This window comes from Altererythrobacter xiamenensis, from assembly GCF_900177715.1.
Taxonomy (GTDB): domain Bacteria; phylum Pseudomonadota; class Alphaproteobacteria; order Sphingomonadales; family Sphingomonadaceae; genus Erythrobacter; species Erythrobacter xiamenensis.
The window spans coordinates 361,788-380,627 of record NZ_FXWG01000003.1; the positions used below are offsets into that span (position 1 = coordinate 361,788).

Below are 18,840 nucleotides of genomic sequence, written 5' to 3' on the forward strand. Positions count from 1 at the left end.
GCGGATGAGCGAGGATTCCAAAATTGTGCCCGAGGGCGACGAATCGGTCGCTCCGGGCGTATGGCGATATGCTCATGCCGACCGGGTCGGCGTGATCATCGACGCCGAAGACTATTTTTGCCTGATGCAGCAGGCGATGCTCAAGGCGCGCCGGCGCATCATGCTGGTCGGCTGGGATTTCGATACGCGCATCCACCTTACTCATGGGCGCAGATGGCATGAGCGCCCCATAGATGGCGACTACCCCTCCCGGTTGGGAAGTTTCATCTTGTGGCTGTCGCGTCATCGCAAGGGTTTGGAGATCAATGTCCTCAAATGGGGGCTATCGATATTTCAGCTGCTGACGCGCGGCTCGATGACGCTAGACATAATGCGGATGTGGCCAAGGCGGCGGATCACCTTCAAGTTCGATACCAAACATCCGGTTGGCTGCTCGCATCATCAGAAACTGGCCGTGCTCGACCGCAAACTCGCGGTTTGTGGAGGGATCGACCTGACGGCCGGTCGTTGGGATACACGGAGCCATCGCGAAAAGGATTCCCGTCGCCGGCGTCCGGGCGGTGAGATTCATAAACCCTGGCACGACATTACCATGATGATGGAGGGCGAGATCGCAATCACGCTGTCCGAGTTATGTCAGGCTCGCTGGCAGCGGGCCGGTGCGCCAGCGCTCGAGGAATTCAAGCCCCCTGAGGAGAGTCCCTGGCCCGAAGATCTCCAGACGGATTTCGAAGATGTCGAAATCGGGATTGCCCGAACGCGCGCCGAATATGAGGGCGTTCCGGCGGTGACCGAAATCGAGGACCTGATCATTGGCCAGATCAAGGCGGCGCGCAAGTTCATCTATATCGAGAACCAGTATTTCACTTCGCGCAAGATTGGCGAGGCGATTTGCCAGCGCCTGACCGAGGAGGATCCGCCCGAGATTATCGTGGTTCATCCTGAAACGGCCGAAGGCTGGCTGGAACAGCAGGCGATGGACCATGCTCGCGCGGCATTGACGGAAATGCTCGGTGAAGTGGACAAGAAGAATCGGTTCCACCTCATGATTGCCAATTCTGGGGATGAGAACATTTATATCCATGCCAAGCTGATGATCGTGGATGACTGCATTCTCCGCATTGGTTCGGCCAACCTCAACAACCGCTCGATGGGGCTCGACAGCGAATGCGACATATTCATCGATTGCACACGCGAAGCCAATCAGAACCGTGGGTTCGAGGAGAAGATCAAGGCTATCCGGTATTCTCTCATCGCCGAGCATTGCGGCACGGATGAGCAGGTCATGCGCGAATTGCTCGACGGAGCCGACAGCATGATCGAAGCGATCGAGCGTGTGGGGCCGGAGGGCGAGAAGAGGCTCTGTCATTTCGAGCTTCCAGACCTCGGAGAAGCAGAGGAGAAGCTCGCGGAATCCGAACTTCTCGATCCCGAAGACCCGGACGATATGTTCGAGCCATTTGCCAAGGGCGGACTTTTCCGCAAGGGAAGCTTGCTGGATCGGGTTCGCAAGAAGGTAAAAGGAAATTAGCCGAAATGAGTTGCGATGATGGCTACGTTGATGATCCCGGCGCTCCACAGAAGCCCGAGGTTCCTGAGCACGTGCAGGACGCCATCCGCACGCTGATCGAGTGGTCGGGCGATGACCCGACGCGCGAAGGACTGATCGATACGCCGAAGCGCGTGGGACGCGCCTGGCTCGAGTATTGCCAGGGCTATCAGGAAGACCCTGCGATCCATCTCAGCCGCGTGTTCGAGGAAGTCGGAGGCTATGACGAGATCGTCCTGCTCAAGGACATTCCGTTCCAGAGCCACTGCGAACACCACATGGCTCCGATTACCGGCAAGGCGGCGATCGCCTATCTGCCCAAGAACAAGGTTGTCGGCATTTCGAAGCTTGCGCGCGTGTTGCACGGCTTTGCCCGCAGACTGCAAATCCAGGAACGGCTCACCGCCGAGGTTGCTTCGTGCATCTGGGATAATCTCGAACCGCATGGTGTCGCGGTCGTGATCGAGGCACAGCATGGCTGCATGACCGGCCGCGGCGTCCGCACGCCAGGCGTCAATATGGTCACGAGCCGGCTTTGTGGTTGCTTCCTCGATGACCAGCGCAGCCGCAAGGAAGTGCTGAGCCTGATGGGCTATGGCTGAGGCGGGCCAGTAAGCAGAGACTATGGCGCGCGCATTCGAGTTGAAGATGACGACAGACGATCTGTCCGAATTCTTCGTGCAGGCCTTTCCCGGAGATCCTCAGCGCAATTTCACATTCGACCGGTTCGAAACTGGCTTTCTCCGCATCAAACTGGTGCCCGATGATACGATGTTGCGACCGGGGGAGCTTGTTTCCGGTCCCACGCAAATGGCTTTGGCGGATCGTGCGGCCTATGCGGTCATCCTGGCACACATCGGTCCCGTTGCGATGGCGGTGACCAGCAATCTCAACATGAGTTTCCTGCGCGGCGTGCAGAAGCAAGAGCTGTTCGCTGATGCGACCTTACTCAAGCTGGGGCGCAAGCTTGCCAGTGTCGACGTCCGGTTGTGGCAGGGTGAAGAGAGCCATATCGTCGCTCAGTCGACGGTCACTTACGCCATTCCCTGAAACGCTTGGGCAAAGCAGAAGGCCCGCCGGCGATGAAGCTGACGGGCCTTATGAAAGCAAAAAGAACAATCGAGCCTAGAGCTGACCGAGCATGTGCTCCGCGCTCGAAACCGAGAAATCGCCCGGTGCCTCGACATTGAGTTCCTTCACCACGCCGTCTTCGACAATCGCCGACCAGCGCTGTCCGCGCTTGCCCAGGCCGAAGCCCGAACCGTCCATGGTGAGGCCGATAGCTTCGGCGAAATCACCATTGCCGTCTGCCAGCATAGTGATGTCCTCGCTGCCCGCAGCCTGGTTCCAGGCCCCCATGACGAAGGCGTCATTGACCGCGGTGGCGGCGATTTCATCGACACCCTTGGCCTTGAGCTCGCTCGCCTTCTCGACGTAGCCGGGCAGGTGGCGCGCCGAGCAGGTCGGGGTGAAAGCGCCCGGCACGGAGAACAACGCGACTTTCTTGCCGGCGAAATATTCGGAAGAGGAAACTTGTTGTGGCCCTTCGGCGGTTGCCTTGACCAGGGTTACTTCGGGCAGCTTGTCGCCAACAGAAATCGTCATGTCCAATGTCCTTCCTTTATGTCTCGTCCGTGTTGATGATCGACATAGTCTCTGACGCGTTACAGGCAAGCGGGTAGACCGAGTTAATTTGGCTTCACCAATGCGGTTTAATCCGCGCTAGGTCCGACTGTTCACAGTTTCCGGCGGGCAGGGGTGCCTGATCGGGAGACTGGAACATGAGGACTATTGCACGGGCCGCTTTCGTCGCGGCTACATTGGGCATCGCGGCGTTGACGCCCGGGGTCGCTAGCGCCGATGGCGACATCGCCAGTGCGGAGAAGCTGCGCAAGCTCGACATCATGCTGATGGTGAGTTCGCTGCGTTGCAGGTTCGGCGAAGACAATTTCCAGCCGGAATATCGCGAGTTCTCGGCAAAGCATTTGCACAAGCTCAATGCGGCAAGCCGCGAAATGCACGCCGATCTAAGTCGGCGGCACGGCACCAAAGGGGCAAAACGGCAGCTCGACAAGATCAGTGTCGGCATGGCCAATCGCTATGGCCTAGGTCACCCGTGGCTGGGTTGCGGTGAGCTCAAGCAGGTGACCAGGGACCTGGTCCAAAAGCATCAATCGCACGAGCTTGTCGCAGCAGCCGATGAATTGCTGGCAGACAGCCCGCGGGCAAACTCGGTCATGTTGGCGCGCTACGTCGCAAAGAAGTAACCCAAAGGTGAAGTTGCCAAGGCCCTGAGAGCGGGCTAGGGGCGGCGCTTAAGCAGAGTGCCGCCCTCTTCGTATGCGGCGCCCTCATGATTTCCCCCCAATGCAAAAGACGAGGGACACCCACGTGACCGCCAATCAGAACTATGTGATCAAGGATATTGCGCTGGCCCAGTATGGCCGCGACGAAATCGCCATTGCCGAAACCGAAATGCCCGGGCTGATGGCCCTGCGCGAGGAATATGGCGAAGCGCAGCCCTTGAAGGGCGCGCGCATCACCGGCTCGCTCCACATGACGATCCAGACCGCCGTTCTGATCGAGACGCTCGTGGCACTCGGTGCCGAAGTGCGCTGGGCAACCTGCAACATCTTCTCGACCCAAGACCACGCAGCTGCCGCGATCGCCGATCAGGGTATCCCCGTCTTTGCCATCAAGGGCGAGAGCCTGGCGGACTATTGGGATTATGTCGGTCGTATCTTCGACTGGTCGACGGACAGCGATGCTGATCTCACCGCCAACATGATCCTCGACGATGGCGGGGACGCCACCATGTTCGCTCTCTGGGGGGCGCGGATCGAGGCGGGCGAAACCATGCCCGATCCGGCCAATGCCGAGGAAATCGAGTTCCAGCGCGCTCTCAAGGCCTTCGTGAAGGCGAAGCCCGGCTACCTCACCAGGTCGGTCGAGAACATCAAGGGCGTGTCGGAAGAGACGACCACGGGCGTCATGCGCCTCTACCAGATTGCCAAGCAGGGCAAGCTGCCTTTCCCGGCGATCAACGTGAACGACTCTGTGACCAAGTCGAAGTTCGACAACCTCTACGGCTGCAAGGAATCGCTCGTCGATGCGATCCGCCGCGCGACCGACGTGATGCTGGCGGGCAAGGTCGCCTGCGTTGCCGGTTATGGTGACGTCGGCAAGGGTTCGGCAGCATCGCTGCGCGACGGCGGTGCCCGTGTCATGGTGACCGAGATCGACCCGATCTGCGCGCTCCAGGCGGCCATGGATGGCTTTGAAGTGGTCACTATGGACGAGGCCGTGAAGCGCGCCGACATCTTCGTGACCGCGACCGGCAATGAAGACGTCATCACTGGCGAGCACATGAAGAACATGAAGAATATGGCAATCGTCTCGAACATCGGCCACTTCGACAGCGAGATCCAGATTTCCGCGCTCGACAATTACGAGTGGAAGGAAATCAAGGAAGGCACCGACATGGTCACTTTCCCCGATGGCAAGTCGATCTTGGTGCTGGCAAAGGGTCGTCTTGTGAACCTGGGTTGCGCCACAGGCCACCCGAGCTTCGTCATGAGCTCCAGCTTCACCAACCAGACGCTGGCGCAGATCGAGCTCTTCACCAAGTCGGATGAGTATGAGAACGACGTTTACGTCCTTCCCAAGCACCTCGACGAAAAGGTCGCTGCGCTGCACTTGGAAAAGCTGGGCGTTACGCTGACCCAGCTAAGCCAGAAGCAGGCCGATTACATCGGCGTGCCGAAGGAAGGACCGTTCAAGCCGGACCATTACCGCTACTGATCGGCCGCCGAAGCACGGCTCGACCGAAACTAGGGGAAAGCCCTCGCAATTGCGGGGGCTTTTCGCGTTTGGGGCCATTGCATCGCGGCGGCGCGGCGCATAGCTGGATGCCATGGAACTTTCGCCCACCGCCATTGCGCTGATCGGCCTTATCCTGGCGGCATGGACGCTTGGTGCGGCTGCGATCATTCTGCGCTCTTCGCGAAAATTGCGCCGGCTGGATGCTCTGCGAACCAGCGTACGGCGGATGAGCAAACTGCTGGACGAAGCACCCGCCGTTCCGCTGCTCGTTCGCGCGGACGGCAGGGTTGAAGCGCCCGAGAAACTGGCGGGCTGGCTCGGCCTGGACAAGAAGCCCCAGTATTTGAGCGAGCTTGCCGGGGGGCAAGGCAAGGGCCTGTCACCCGAACAGCTCGAACAGCTTTCCGATGCGATCAAGGCGACGCAGAAATCGGCGGCCCCCTTTCGTATGGCGATCACGCCGCCTGGTTCAAAACGAAGTCTCGCCCTGCGGGGTTCGCTCGCCGATCCGGCGGTTTCCCCCGGCGGTTCGGCACAAGTCTGGATCTTCGATTTCTCGGAGAGCGAGGCGGAACTGTCCGAACTGCGTGAAGAAGCGACGCGCGCGAAAGGCGACTTTGCAGCGCTTGTCGGCCTCATCGAAGCGGCACCCATGCCGATGTGGTTCCGCGGTCCCGATGCGCGCCTGCGCCTCGTCAACCGGGCATATGTCGAGGCAGTCGACGCGGAGGATGCCGAACAGGTCGTCTCCAAACAGATCGAGTTGATCGAGGAAATCGACGGTTTGGGGCCGGCGCAGATTGCGCAACAGGCGGCGCAGCAGGGTCTGGCGGCAGAACGGATCGTTCCCGCTACTACTCATGGCCAGCGCCGCTCTTACAGGGTCAGCGACCTGCCGCTGGGTAGCGAGGGCGTGGCAGGCTACGCCATCGACATCGAGGAAATGGAGCAGCAGGCGCGCGAGTTCCGCGCCTTCCGCGAGGCGCAGCGCGCCATGCTCGACCAGCTTTCCTTGGGCGTCGCGCAATTCGATGCGAGCCAGAAGCTCGTCTTTGCGAACAAGCCGTTCCTGCGCCAGTTCGACCTTTCTTTCGGCGCGATCACCGATGCGCTGCCGTTCGACCGCTTCCTCAGCGATGCGCGTGAAAAGCGCCGCACTCCCGAGGTCCGCGATTTTCCTGCATGGCGGGCAGAGCACCTCGCCTGGTTCGGAACACGCGACACGCAGGAGGAAGCCTGGCCGCTCCCAGGCGGAGTCCACCTGCGCATCGTTGCGCAGCCCATGCCCGACGGTGGTCTTGTCCTGATTGCAGAGGACCGGACCGAACAACTCGCGCTGTCGGCCACGCGGGACACGCTGCTCCGCACGCGAACCGCGACGCTCGACAGCCTGTTCGAGGCGCTCGCCGTCTTCGCGCCCGATGGCTCGCTGCAACTATGGAACCGGAGCTTTGCCGGCACCTGGGGCCTTGATGAGGACGAGCTCGATTCACATCCCAGTGCCGATCAACTGCTGAAGCTCATCGCGCCCAATCTCGCGCGTCCGGCGAGGGCCAAGGTGATCGGAGAGATCATTCGCGCTGCGACGCTCGATCGGCAGGAGAAGGGCGGGCGGATCGAGCTGGCCGATGGGCGCACGCTGGAGTTCGCCGGGGTCCCGCTACCCGACGGCAACGGCCTGCTGACCGTGCTCGACATCACCGATTCGCAGAAGGCCGAGAATGCGCTGCGCGAACGTAATATCGCGCTGGAAGAAGCAGATGCGGTCAAGGCGCGCTTCCTCGCCAACATGTCCTACGAGTTCCGCACGCCGCTGACTTCGATCGGCGGCTTTGCCGAGCTGATACAGAGCGGCGCAGCGGGCGAAGTGTCCGATCAGCTCAAGGAGTATACCGATGCGATCCTCGAATCGGTCGGGCGGCTGACCGAGCAGGTCGAGAACGTGCTCGACCTATCGCAAAGCGAGGCGGGTCTTTTGCCGCTCAACCTGGAGCGCGTGGAGCTGTTGCCCTTCGTTACCGAAGTCGTGCGGAGCCGGGAAAAGGCCATTCTCGATGGCGGGCTGTCGCTCGATCTCCGTGGCAATGCGGGCGGCTCGATCGAAGCCGACAAGCGCCAGCTCGGGCGCGCGATCGGCAATCTGCTCGACAATGCTATCGGCGCGACGGGCGAGGGCGGCAAGATCCTCGTCGACATCGCGAGGGGCAAGAGCGGTGCGCGGATCGTGATTTCCGACAATGGCTCGGGCATGGAGAACGAAGAGCTATCGCGGGCGCTCGACGGGATGCGGGCCAAGGAAGATGGTTCGCTCGAGCGGCGACAGGGCCTTGGTATTCCGCTGGCTCGGCAGTTGGTCGAAGCACATGGCGGCACGCTGACGCTGCAAAGCGAGAAAGGCGCAGGCACCACTGCGATGATCCGCCTGCCGTGACAATCGCACTTCCCGATCTGGCCGCCATAGAAGCGCTCGGCGCACGGATTGCCGCGCGGGTCCAGCCCGGCGATGTGGTGGCACTGAGCGGCGATCTGGGTGTGGGCAAATCGACGCTTGCCCGCGCGATCCTGCACGCGCTGGGCCATCGGGGCGAGGTGCCGTCGCCGACCTTCACGATCATCGAGACTTATGACGGTCCGGAGATGCGAATCCCGGCGGTGCACGCAGACTTCTACCGGCTGGAAGATCCTTCGGAAGCCGAGGAGATCGGTCTCGACGACTATCGCGAAGGGGCAGTGTTGATCGCCGAATGGCCCGATCATGCGGGCGGCTTCGCGGATGAAGCGCAATGCCTGTCGATTGGCCTGGAATTTGCGGAAGAAGGGCGAAGCGCGATTGCCCATGGTGGAGCCGATTGGCTAGAGCGTATGCCATGAGCGAACTGCCTGACGGATTGCGCGATTTTCTCGAAAGCGCGGGCTGGGAGAATGCGGCGATCGACCCCATTCCCGGAGATGCCTCCTTCCGCCGCTATTTTCGGCTCAACCGCGACGGCGAGCCGGCGATGCTGATGCATGCGCCTCCCCCGCATGAAGACCCGCAGCCCTTCCTGACCGTCGGAAATTGGCTGACCGAATTCGGCCTTCGTGCCCCCCGCATCTACGCCGCCGAGCCGCGCGAGGGCTGGGTGCTGCTGGAGGATTTCGGCAATGACCGGATGCGCGACTGGCTCGACGACAATCCCGATGCCGAACACGCCGCCTATGCGGGGGCGATCGACGCTCTGGTCGAACTCCATGCCAAGCCGCCGGGTCCTTTCGCACCCTATGACATGGCGACTTACCAGCGCGAAACCGACCTGCTCACCGAATGGTATGCGCCCGCGGCGGGGCTGGAGGTCGATGCAGCGGCTTATCGTGCTGCGTGGGACGAGGCGCTTTCGCCCATGATGGAACGCCAGCAGCCCGGCGTGACCGTGCTGCGCGATTATCATGCGGAAAACATCATGCTGCTTGGCGATCCGCGACAGGGTGCGGAACAGGGCCTGATCGATTTTCAGGACGCGCTCGTCGGCCACCCCGCCTACGATCTTGTCAGCCTGTTGCAGGACGCGCGGCGCGACGTTTCGGAGGAACTGGAGCGCGCCATGCTCGACCGCTATCTCGGCGCGGTCGATGCGGGCGCTGATTTCGAGGCGGATTACGCGCGGCTCGGCGCGCAGCGCAATGCCAAGATCGTCGGCATCTTCACGCGGCTCTTCAAGCGCGACGGGAAGCCGCGCTATCTCGACATGATCCCGCGCGTCTGGAACGCGATGGAGCGCGATCTGGCGCATCCCGCGCTGGCTCCGGTGGCGCGCTGGTTCGATGCAAATATTCCGACCGAACTGCGCACATCGGGTGGAGGCACAATCTCTTGAGCGATCTCGTTTCCGACACTGCAATGGTCATGGCAGCGGGGTTGGGCAAGCGCATGCGCCCGCTCACCGCGAGCCAGCCGAAGCCGATGGTACGGGTCGCGGGCAAGCCGCTGATCGATCACGCGCTCGACCGGCTGCAAGAAGCGGGCGTGGGTAGGGCGGTGGTCAATGTGCATTACCTCGCCGATACGCTCGAGGCCCATCTCAAGGAGCGCAAGCAGCCCGAAATCGCGATATCGGACGAGCGGGCGGAACTGCTCGAAACGGGTGGCGGGATGATCAAGGCGCAGGATCAGCTTCCCGACCCCTTCTTCTGTCTCAATGCCGACAATATCTGGCTCGATGGGCCGCGCAGTGGTTTCTACGACCTTTCGCGCCGTTGGGATCCGGAGGCGATGGACGCGCTGCTGCTCGTGGTGCCGCACTCTCGCGCGATCAACTTCTCCGGCCCGGGCGATTTTCACATGGACGGCCTTGGCCGATTGTCGCGCCGCAAGCCAGGCCGCATCGCGCCCTTCATCTACACCGGCATCCAGCTAGTGTCTCATCGGCTGCTGCGCGACGCGCCCGAGGGCAAATTCTCGACCAATGTCCTGTGGAGCCGCGCGATCGAAGAAGGACGCCTCTATGGCACCTCCTTCACCGGCCAATGGTTCGAGGTCGGCACGCCCGAAGCCATCAAGCCGACCGAAAACGCCCTGAAGCGTGGGTAGCAGGCCCGACCCTTCCGTCTATTCGATTGCCGCGCATCGCGGTTTCGCTGACGCCCTGGTGGCGGGTCTCGTTCCGCGATTCGCCGATCCGGAGCTCGGCCTCTCGCGTCTCACGTTGCTGCTGCCGTCGAGCCGAGCGGCGCGTACTCTCACAGAAGCCTTCATCCGGCTGAACGGGGAAGAAGGACGGGCTGGAATGCTGATGCCGCGCATGGCGCTGGTCGGCGATCTCGACCTCGACGAAACGCTCGGGCCGCTGATCGATCCACTGGGCGCGAGCGACATTCCGCCCGCGGTCGAGCCGACGCGGCGCTGGCTTGAGCTGGCGGAATTGCTCCGCGAGGAGATGGAGGCGCTTGGTCGCACCGTGCCGGGAGATGCCGGGCTGTTGCGGCTTGCGCGCGAAACCGCCGCAACGATGGACCGCTTGTTGGTCGAGCAGGTCGCTCCCGAAGACCTGATGAGCCCGCGCGTGATGGACCTGCTGGTCGGAAGCCTCTCGGACCATTGGCGCGAGAGCATTCAGCTGTTCGCCCGGGTTCAGGCGCGTTGGCTGGCGACCCTGCAGGAACGTGGCGAGGTCGATACCGCTACGCGCCGCAATCTGCTGTTCGAGCGCGCGGCGAGGAAATGGCGGGAAAGCCCGCCAGATACGCCGATCGTTGCAGCAGGCGTAACCAGTGCCGCACCCGCGCTCGCGAAGATGCTTCGCGTGATTGCGGATCTGCCGCTGGGCTCTGTGATCCTGCCCGATCTCGATCTCGCGATGGATGATGCAGCCTGGGAGGAACTGGGCCGGGCCGGTCAGTCACCCGACCCCGATGGCGAAGTTTTCGCCCGCTCCGACGCGCTGACCCATCCGCAATATCATCTCAAACTGCTGCTTAATCGCATGGGCGTGAACCGCGCTGAGGTGAAGCCGTGGCATCGCAAGGGGATCGGAGCCGCCCTGTGGGAGCGCAGCCACGCGATCTCCTCGCTCTTCCTGCCTGCCGAGGCGAGCAAGGTGTGGGTCGATCTGCCGGCTGAAAAGCGCAGGCTTTCGGGCGTCAGACTGCTCACCATGCCCAATACAGAAGCCGAAGCGCAGGCGATTGCGGTTCTTGTGCGCGAGGCTCTGGAGGTTCCCGAGCGGCGCGTCGCGGTGATCACGCCCGACCGCGCCTTGGCCCGCCGCGTCATTCAGCACCTCGAACGCTGGAACATCGTCGCCGATGATACGGCTGGGCGGCCGCTTAATCTGACTCCGGCGGGGCGTTTCCTGCTTCAGCTAGCCGAACTGGCAAGCGAGAATGTCTCACCCGTGCCGTTGATTGCGGCGCTGGCCCATCCGCTGGTGAAGCGCGGCGAGGATCGGCGCGCCTGGCTCGAAAACCTGCGGGCCTTCGAACGTAGGCTGCGCGGCCCGCGACCGGCGCCGGGGCTGGAGAATTTGAGCGAGATCGCGGCAAAGGCGAAGGTCGCCGACTGGTGGGACGAAGTTGCGCCACTGCTCGAAAGCTGTGCCGGATTCGGAGACCGGACGGAGCTCGCGAATGCGCTCGATTGTCTGGTCGAATTAGCCGAAAAGCTCGCCGGGGAAGAGCTGTGGTCGCAGGAGGATGGCCGCGCGCTTTCTCGCTTCGTGGAGGATCTGCGGCAGCACGCGCGCGACAGCGGCACCACGATCGCCACGAGCGATCTCCATGCCGCGCTGAGCGATGCGATGGAGCAGATCGCGGTCCGACCGCCCTATGGCGGACACCCGCGTGTTGCGATCTACGGTCTGCTCGAAAGCCGCATGACGCGGGCCGATCTTGTAATCTGCGCCGGTCTCAACGAAGGGACCTGGCCCGGTGTGTCGAGCAGCGATCCCTTGCTTGCCCCGGCGATCCTGCGCGCTCTGGGTGTGCCTGCGGCCGAGTTCCGCATTGGCCTTTCCGCGCATGACCTCGCGGGCGCGCTGGGTGCGCCCGAGGTCGTGCTGTCTCGCGCCCAGCGTGACATGGACGGCCCAACGATCCCCTCGCGCTTCCTGTTGAGGATCGAGGCGTTGCTGGGCGAGCAGGCGAGGGACCATCGCGAGACAAAGGCTCCGAAGCTCACCGCCGAGATCGATGCGCGGCGCGACGAGATCGCGGCCTACCAGCGGCCTGCGCCCGATCCCGAGCCCGATCTGCGCAATGTGCCGATCAAGGTGACCGGACTCGACCCGCTGCTGGGCGACCCGTTCCAGTTCTACGCCGCCGAGATCCTTGCGCTGCGCCCGCTTGACGCGCTCGATGCCGAGGCGACAGCCGCGCTTCAGGGTACGCTCGCGCATAAGGTGCTCGAAGAATGGCACAAGGCGCGAAAGTCCGACCCGAAGGCGCCGATTATCCCGGTGGCGGAGGCAGTGCTGGCGGCGAACCATCTCCACCCGGTTGTGCTGGGCCTGTGGAAGCCGCGTCTCTTCGCAGCGCTCGAATGGATCGAAGCCGAGATCAATCGATACGAGGGCCGAGAGGTGCTCGCGGTCGAGGCCAAGGGCGCGATGAAAGTCGATGGTGTGCGTGTTTATGGCCGCGCCGACCGCATCGACCGGCTCGATGACGGGACGCTCGCGATCGTCGATTACAAGACCGGCAAGCCGCCCGGTGGATCGCAGGTTGCGGCAGGGTTCGCCCTGCAGCTTGGGCTTCTCGGCCTGATCGCGCGTGAAGGTGATTTCGATGGACTTACGGGCGAAGCGACTGCGTTCGAGTACTGGTCGCTGTCGCGCAACAAGGAAGACGGGTTCGGCTATGTCAGCGATCCGGTGAAGCGTAGCAATCAGCAGAAGGGTCTCGAGCCGGAGGAGTTCCTCCCCGAGCACCTCCGCTATCTGAAGGAAGCGATCCGACGGTTCATCAAGGGCCGCGATCCTTTCCTCGCCAAGGAAAACCCCGACTATCCGGGATACACCGATTATGACCAATTGATGCGGCTTGAGGAATGGCAGATCTTCCTCGCCGATATCGAGGAGGCCGGACAGTGAGCGGTGCGGTCTATCCCCTCAAAGGCCAGCAGCGTGATGCGGTCGACCCGCAGGAAAGCGTGTGGCTTTCCGCCTCGGCAGGGACGGGCAAGACGCAGGTGCTCTCTGCGCGCGTTCTCCGACTCTTGTTGCAACCCGATGTCGATCCGTCGGAAATCCTCTGTCTGACCTTCACCAAGGCGGGCGCTGCGGAGATGGCTGTCCGGATCAACGAGGTGCTGGCGCGCTGGGTGCGGCTCCCCGACACAGCGCTCGCTACCGAGTTAGGCCATCTCGGCGCGGCGAGCGAGCCTGAAACGCGTGCCCGCGCGCGGACGCTTTTTGCGAGTGTGCTCGATTGCCCCGGAGGGGGGCTACGGATCGATACGATCCATGCCTTTTCGCAATGGCTGCTGGCCAACTTTCCGAGCGAGGCCGAACTCATTCCCGGCGCACGCCCGATGGAGGATCGCGAGCGCGAATTGCTCTCCCGCGAAGTGCTGAGCGACATGCTGGTCGAGGCCGAGCGAACCTCCGACAAGGTGGCGCTCGATGCCGTCAGCCTCTTCACCTGTCGCAAGGATCCTGACGCGCTCAAGGCGTGGCTGATGCGCTGTGCTCGCACACACGACATGTGGTTCGGCAAGAGCGCGTGGAAGCCTCCAATGAAGCCGCAGGTCCTGCAATTGCTCGGACTTCCAAGCGATGCGGACCTCTCCCATGTTGCCGAGATGTGCGACGACGACACGTTCGACACGGTCAGCTTGCGGCGTTGCTGGCAAACGCTGTCCGAGTGGAACACGAAGGCCGGTAGCGAAGGAAGCGAGGCAATCGCGACGTGGCTCGCGCTCTCGCCACGGGATCGCGCGGCCCGGATCGACGACCTCTATTTCGGTCTTTTCACGAAAACCACCGATGCGCCGAAACAGCTTGCGAACGTGTTGAAACGCGATCCCGACTATGGGCAGTTTATCGAGCGGGTGCAGGAGCATATTGCGCTTATCCGCGATTACCTGGCATTGCTCGACCTCGCCGATTTTGTTGCTCCCGCGCTCGAGCTCGGCAGGACATTCGCCCTGAAATGGGACGAGGCCAAGACCCGCGAAGGGCTGCTCGATTTCGACGACCTCATCCAGCGCGCCGCCAGCCTTCTCAACGACAAGGCCGCTGCCGACTGGATCCGCTACAAGCTGGACCGCCAGTTCGACCACATTCTCGTCGACGAGGCGCAGGACACCAATGAGGAACAGTGGCGGATCATCGACGGGCTGATCGATGATTTCTTCGCGGGTGAGGGCGCTGCTTCCGGCAAGGTTCGCACGATCTTCACCGTGGGCGATTACAAGCAGGCGATCTTCGGCTTCCAGGGAACCAGTCCCGAGAATTTCGAGCGCGCGAAGGAGCGGGTCAAAGCGGCGATGATGGGCGCGGCGGAGAATGCCGCTTCCGTGCGCGGCCGCAATTCCGCGCGTGTGCCGCGGGAACCGAGCCTCAACCAGAGCTTCCGCACATCGCACCATGTCCTCGCCTTTGTCGATCGCGCGGTCGATGCGGTCGGACACACTGCGCTCGGCCTCAAGGTCTTTGAACCGCATGTCGGGCAGTTGCGCGCCGGTCTCGTCACCCTGTGGAACCCCGTCCATGATGGCGAGGACGATGCAAGCGAGGAGGGCGAGGAGAACTGGCTCTCGCGTCACGATCGACTGCTCGCCGACAAGATTGCGCGCCAAGTCAAACGCTGGACCGACGGCACTGAACCCTTCGCGCTAGAAAAGGGCGAGAAACGCAATGCCAGCGCTGGCGATGTCATGGTACTGGTGCGCAAGCGGCGGGAACTCGCCTCGCTCATCGTTGCCCGCCTCCATGCCAAGGGCGTGCCCGTGGCAGGTGTCGACCGGCTAAGACTCGGCGCGCCTTTGGCAGTCAAGGACCTGATGGCGGCTTTGCGCTTTGCCTCGCAACCGCTCGACGATCTGAACCTCGCCAACTTGCTCGCCTCCCCCCTGATCGGATGGAACCAGGACGATCTGCTCGCCCATGTACCGCGCGCAGAGGGCGTGCGGCTATGGCATCATCTGCGCAAGAGTGACGAGCCGAAGGTCGCGGCGACGGTGGCGCAACTGCGCGAACTGCTGGCGCGTGCAGATTTCGATACGCCGGAGGCGCTGCTCCAATGGATGCTTGTCGGGCCGTGGCGCGGGCGCGCCAAACTGCTGGCGCGGCTCGGACGAGAAGCGGGCGATCCGATCGACGAGCTTGTGAACGCCGCCTTTGCCTACGAAGCGCTGCACACGCCGAGCCTTGCCGGATTCATTCAGTGGTTCGACGCGGGTGAGGGCGAGTTGAAGCGCGATGCAGGTGAGGCACCGGACCTTGTCCGGGTGATGACAGTGCATGGCTCGAAGGGGCTGCAAGCGCCGATCGTCATTCTCGCCGATGCCACAGGCAAACCGGGCGAGGGCGGTGAGCTGTCACTCGACGAAGCACCGCTTGGTCAGAAAAGCGGGCGCACGGTGCCGCTGCCGGGCCTTCGCAAGGACGAGCGCGCCGGTCCGGTGGAAGAGGCGCATGAAGCGGCGCGTGCGGCTGAACTGCAGGAACACTGGCGGCTGATGTATGTCGCGATGACGCGGGCCGAAGAGGCGCTGTTTATCGGGGGCTCGCTCGGACCGAAGGAGCGAAAGGGTCCCGATCCCGACAGCTGGTACGCGCGGGTTGCGCCGATCTTCGGGGAAGATGCGATCGAGGACCCTCTGTGGGGCGCGCGGCGTGAATTGGGCGAGCGGGCGGAGCCGGTATCCGCGCAGCCAACTGCGGAAATGGCCGCGCCGATCCTCGACCTGCCGCAGTGGCTTCTCCATCCGATCGGTCCGGAGCCGCGTCCGCCGCGCCCGCTCGCGCCATCCTCGGCTGGCGAGGAGCAGGGCAGCGATCCTCCGCTTCCACCCGACCAGGCGCGGGAAGCGGCGCGGAGGGGCGTGCTGATCCACCGCCTGCTGGAACGCTTGCCCGAACTCGCCGAAGACGAGCGCCGTGATGCGGCGAGCGCCTGGCTGGCGCAACAGGGCAAGGATCTTTCGGAGGAGCAGCGGAGCGAGATCATCATCCGCGCGCTTGCCGTGCTGAAAGATCCGCGCTTCAGCGAGGTATTCTCGCCCGCTGCGCTGGCGGAAGTGCCGCTTGCGGCGACGGTCGGTGACGAGGTTGTGGCGGGGATTGCCGACCGCTTGCTGGTGACGAGCGATTCCGTAACGGTGGTAGACTTCAAGACCGCGCGCCGTCCCCCGACCTCCGAGGATCAGGTTCCGGAGAGCACAGTTCGCCAGATGGCGGCCTATGTCGCGGCGCTCGAGGCGATTTACCCCGGGCGCAACGTTCGCGCCGCGGTGCTTTACACCCAGACCCCTCAGATATTTCTGTTATCCGAAGCGAAATTGACCACGCACAAAGCGGCATTTGCACAGGCGTAGCAAAGCTATTTGGTGCCAAGCGTTGAGTGCGCGCGAAAGTTACCTAGATAGGATGCAACAGAATTTAGGAGATTACCGATGGCGACCGTCAATGTGACCGATAACAGCTTCAAGTCCGATGTGCTTGAATCAGACAAGCCCGTTCTGGTCGATTTCTGGGCCGATTGGTGCGGCCCGTGCAAGATGATCGCCCCCGCGCTCGAAGAAATCAGCGAGGAACTGGGCGACAAGGTGACGATCGCCAAGATGGACATCATGGAAAACACCGGCGTTCCCGGTGAAATGGGCGTCCAGTCGATCCCGCTGATGGTGCTGTTCAAGAACGGCCAGCCGGTTGCACAGAAGCTCGGCGCCGCTCCCAAGAGCCAGCTCAAGGATTGGCTCGAAAGCGAGCTTTGATTGCTCGGTCAGGCGGCTCGGCCAGCCTGATCTGGTCTAATCAGCCAGGACCCTTTCCACGAATGTGTCCCAGATAGCCGGGCTTGATGCACCCACCAGGCCCGGCTTGCTCTGTTCGTCCACGCGATAGGCGCTGCCGTCGAGCCGCGCTGCCTTGCCGCCTGCTTCGTTGAGCCACAACACGCCTGCCGCGTGATCCCATGCCAGCGTGCGCTTGAAGCTCGACACGTCGTTTTCGCCCAGCGCGAGGCGCGGATATTGCTCGGCCGCGCAACGCGGTATTTCGACCATGGTGTAATGCGGGGCGAGCTTTCTATCGACCTGCGCGCGCTGTTCCTCTGTCAGGAAGATGCGCGAAATCGCGGCGATGGGCTGCTCCTGACCGGTTGTTTGCGCTTTGGTTGCCTCACCGTTGACGAAGGCGCCTTCGCCGCGATGCGCGTGACAGAACCGCCCTGACAGACAGTCGTAGAGCCAACCGGACTGACATTCGCCGCCCGACGCCTGGGCGAGGATGATGCCGAAGGGCGCATGCCCATGCGCGAAATTATGCGTGCCGTCGATGGGATCGACGATCCAGCAGTCATCGGACAAGGCTTCGAGCACCGTGGCATCGGCATGCGCGGCCTCTTCGCCGACGATGGCGAGTGAAGGGTCGATCTTGGCGAGGCCTTCTTCCAGCGCTGCCTCCGCCTCCCGGTCAGCCACGGTGACGAGATCGTCGGCGGCTTTTTCGATGACTTCATGGCTGGCCAGATTGCGAAAGCGCGGGAGAATAACTTCCTCGGTCACTGTCCGCATCAATTCGAGCACGGATTTGTCGAGCGGGCTCACGAGCGGTAATCCGCATTGATCGAGATGTATCCGTGGGTGAGGTCGCAGGTCCATACGGTCGCGCGCCCTTTGCCTATGCCCAGATCGACGTCCACGCGGATTTCGCGCCCTTCGAGATGTTTCGCGACCGGCGTTTCGTCATAATCGGCGAGCGGCTGGCCATCCTTCGCCGCCCAGGTGCCGCCGAAACCGATCGAAAGCTTGTCTCGGTCAGCCGGTTCGCCCGCCTTTCCGACGGCCATTACGACCCGGCCCCAATTGGCATCGCCGCCCGCGATCGCGGTTTTGACAAGCGGCGAGTTCGCGATGGCGAGGGCGACCCGCCGCGCGCTGTCGTCGCTCACCGAACCCGATACCGCGATTTCGATGAGTTTCTGCGCGCCTTCGCCGTCGCGCACCACGAGCTGTGCCAGCTGGCGGCAGACATCCTTCAGAGCGGCGTAGAACGCGTCGGCTCCCGCGTCGTCCCAGGATCCCAAGGCAGCATTCCCGGTCTTGCCCGTCGCGAAAGACAACACGGTGTCGCTGGTCGAGGTGTCCCCATCGACCGTGATGCAGCTGAATGTCGCCCCATTGGCGCGGGAAAGCATTTCCTGGAGGAAACCCGGCTCCACCGCGGCGTCGGTAAAGATATAACCCAGCATCGTCGCCATGTCGGGCGCGATCATACCCGAACCCTTGATGATCCCGCACAATTCGACCCGCTCGCCGCCGACCACGGCGCTGGCGTGGGCGCCCTTGGTAAAAGTGTCGGTGGTGCCGATAGCGCGGGCCGCATCTTCCCAGGTGCAGGGCTTGGCGTTGAGGGCTTCGGCAACGCCTGCCCGGGCCTTGTCCTTGGGAAGAGGCACGCCGATCACGCCGGTCGAGGAAACGAAGACTTCTTCTGGCGCGCAGCCGATCCCTTCGGCGACCTGCGCCATGATCTGCTCCACCGCCTCACGTCCGCGATAGCCGGTAAAGGCGTTTGAATTGCCGGCATTGACGATCAGTGCCCGTGCGCCGCCGCGCTTCACCTGCTCGCGTCCCATCTCGACCTCCGACGACGCGCAGGCGCTCTGGGTGAAGACACCCGCGACAGCCGTCCCTTCGGCCAGTTCGGCATAGGTCAGGTCCGCGCGGCCCCAATCCTTGTAACGCGCCCTTGCGACGCGCAGCGTCACGCCCTCTATCGGGGGCATTTCGGGGAAGGGCAGGGCGAGCGGTGACGGATCGAGTTCCATGG

The 18,840-nt window shown here is 62.9% G+C and carries 15 protein-coding genes; 12 read left to right on the forward strand and 3 right to left on the reverse strand.

The genetic code is table 11. The features are described from left to right. Positions 1-4: 4 nt before the first annotated feature. From CCE89_RS12340 to CCE89_RS12350, 3 genes are read left to right on the forward strand one after another with little or no spacing between them, the layout of a single operon-like run. Positions 5-1,531 carry a phospholipase D-like domain-containing protein gene (locus tag CCE89_RS12340; protein WP_086438361.1) on the forward strand — a complete coding sequence of 509 codons (1,527 nt, stop codon included), beginning with the start codon at positions 5-7 and terminating at the stop codon, positions 1,529-1,531. Between the two features lie 5 nt (positions 1,532-1,536). Beyond that, a complete protein-coding gene (folE, locus tag CCE89_RS12345; protein WP_086438362.1) occupies positions 1,537-2,151 on the forward strand; it encodes a GTP cyclohydrolase I FolE in 615 nt (204 codons plus the stop codon). Positions 2,152-2,173: 22 nt separating this feature from the next. Beyond that, entirely contained in the window at positions 2,174-2,599 is a 426-nt protein-coding gene (locus CCE89_RS12350) for a PaaI family thioesterase (RefSeq protein ID WP_086438363.1), read from the forward strand. 75 nt (positions 2,600-2,674) lie between these two features. Here the strand turns inward: CCE89_RS12350 and CCE89_RS12355 are convergent, their stop codons facing one another. Beyond that, positions 2,675-3,154 (reverse strand): peroxiredoxin, encoded by a 480-nt coding sequence (locus CCE89_RS12355; protein WP_086438364.1) that lies wholly within the window; start codon positions 3,152-3,154, stop codon positions 2,675-2,677. A gap of 176 nt (positions 3,155-3,330) precedes the next feature. Between CCE89_RS12355 and CCE89_RS12360 the strand changes: the two genes are divergently transcribed. The 9 genes from CCE89_RS12360 to trxA all read left to right on the forward strand — a co-directional run bounded on the left by CCE89_RS12360 (position 3,331) and on the right by trxA (position 16,781). Further along, a complete protein-coding gene (locus CCE89_RS12360) occupies positions 3,331-3,816 on the forward strand; it encodes an S-adenosyl-L-homocysteine hydrolase (protein WP_086438365.1) in 486 nt (161 codons plus the stop codon). A gap of 100 nt (positions 3,817-3,916) precedes the next feature. Continuing rightward, the gene (gene ahcY / locus CCE89_RS12365; RefSeq protein WP_086438366.1) at positions 3,917-5,350 is read left to right on the forward strand and encodes an adenosylhomocysteinase; all 1,434 of its coding nucleotides are present in this window, start codon (positions 3,917-3,919) and stop codon (positions 5,348-5,350) included. A gap of 112 nt (positions 5,351-5,462) precedes the next feature. Then, positions 5,463-7,802, forward strand: coding sequence for a sensor histidine kinase (locus CCE89_RS12370; protein ID WP_086438367.1), 2,340 nt, complete (start codon positions 5,463-5,465; stop codon positions 7,800-7,802). Next, positions 7,799-8,242, forward strand: coding sequence for a tRNA (adenosine(37)-N6)-threonylcarbamoyltransferase complex ATPase subunit type 1 TsaE (gene tsaE, locus CCE89_RS12375; RefSeq protein WP_086438368.1), 444 nt, complete (start codon positions 7,799-7,801; stop codon positions 8,240-8,242). The genes CCE89_RS12370 and tsaE overlap by 4 nt, the downstream gene beginning before the upstream one ends. Then, positions 8,239-9,225 (forward strand): aminoglycoside phosphotransferase family protein, encoded by a 987-nt coding sequence (locus CCE89_RS12380; protein WP_086438369.1) that lies wholly within the window; start codon positions 8,239-8,241, stop codon positions 9,223-9,225. The genes tsaE and CCE89_RS12380 overlap by 4 nt, the downstream gene beginning before the upstream one ends. Further along, a complete protein-coding gene (locus CCE89_RS12385) occupies positions 9,222-9,938 on the forward strand; it encodes a nucleotidyltransferase family protein (protein ID WP_200810347.1) in 717 nt (238 codons plus the stop codon). Before CCE89_RS12380 ends, CCE89_RS12385 begins: the two co-directional genes overlap by 4 nt. Further along, on the forward strand, positions 9,931-12,933 hold the full coding sequence (locus tag CCE89_RS12390) for a PD-(D/E)XK nuclease family protein (protein WP_234990070.1): 3,003 nt from the start codon (positions 9,931-9,933) through the stop codon (positions 12,931-12,933). The genes CCE89_RS12385 and CCE89_RS12390 overlap by 8 nt, the downstream gene beginning before the upstream one ends. Then, positions 12,930-16,382 carry a double-strand break repair helicase AddA gene (addA, locus tag CCE89_RS12395; protein WP_086438370.1) on the forward strand — a complete coding sequence of 1,151 codons (3,453 nt, stop codon included), beginning with the start codon at positions 12,930-12,932 and terminating at the stop codon, positions 16,380-16,382. Before CCE89_RS12390 ends, addA begins: the two co-directional genes overlap by 4 nt. A 78-nt stretch (positions 16,383-16,460) precedes the next feature. Further along, positions 16,461-16,781: a thioredoxin gene (gene trxA / locus CCE89_RS12400; RefSeq protein WP_086438371.1), complete on the forward strand. Its 321-nt coding sequence runs from the start codon at positions 16,461-16,463 to the stop codon at positions 16,779-16,781. Between the two features lie 36 nt (positions 16,782-16,817). On the opposite strand, the gene CCE89_RS12405 is transcribed toward trxA, so the two are convergent. Beyond that, entirely contained in the window at positions 16,818-17,615 is a 798-nt protein-coding gene (locus CCE89_RS12405) for an inositol monophosphatase family protein (protein ID WP_234990071.1), read from the reverse strand. Next, positions 17,612-18,838: a bifunctional glutamate N-acetyltransferase/amino-acid acetyltransferase ArgJ gene (argJ, locus tag CCE89_RS12410; RefSeq protein WP_086438373.1), complete on the reverse strand. Its 1,227-nt coding sequence runs from the start codon at positions 18,836-18,838 to the stop codon at positions 17,612-17,614. The genes CCE89_RS12405 and argJ overlap by 4 nt, the downstream gene beginning before the upstream one ends. Between the last annotated feature and the right edge of the window lie 2 nt (positions 18,839-18,840).